The 255-nt window shown below is 57.6% G+C and carries 1 rRNA gene; it reads left to right on the top strand.

What is annotated here, in order from left to right:
• Window positions 1–255, top strand: a 23S ribosomal RNA gene (locus Afil_RS10950); the annotation flags it as partial.

A 255-nucleotide genomic window follows, 5' to 3' on the forward strand; every position in this document is an offset into this window, starting at 1 on the left:
TGCCAGGCGGGCAGTTTGACTGGGGCGGTCGCCTCCCAAAGAGTAACGGAGGCGCCCAAAGGTGCGTTCAGTCTGGATGGAAACCAGATTTAGAGTGTAAATGCATAAGCGCGCCTGACTGCGAGGCTAACAAGCCGAGCAGGGACGAAAGTCGGGATTAGTGATCCGGCGGTGCCGAATGGAAGGGCCGTCGCTCAACGGATAAAAGCTACCCTGGGGATAACAGGCTGATCCCGCCCAAGAGTTCACATCGAC

Origin of the sequence: Allobaculum fili (genome assembly GCF_020969955.1) — a bacterium.
GTDB classification, from domain to species: Bacteria; Bacillota_I; Bacilli_A; order Erysipelotrichales; family Erysipelotrichaceae; genus Allobaculum; species Allobaculum fili.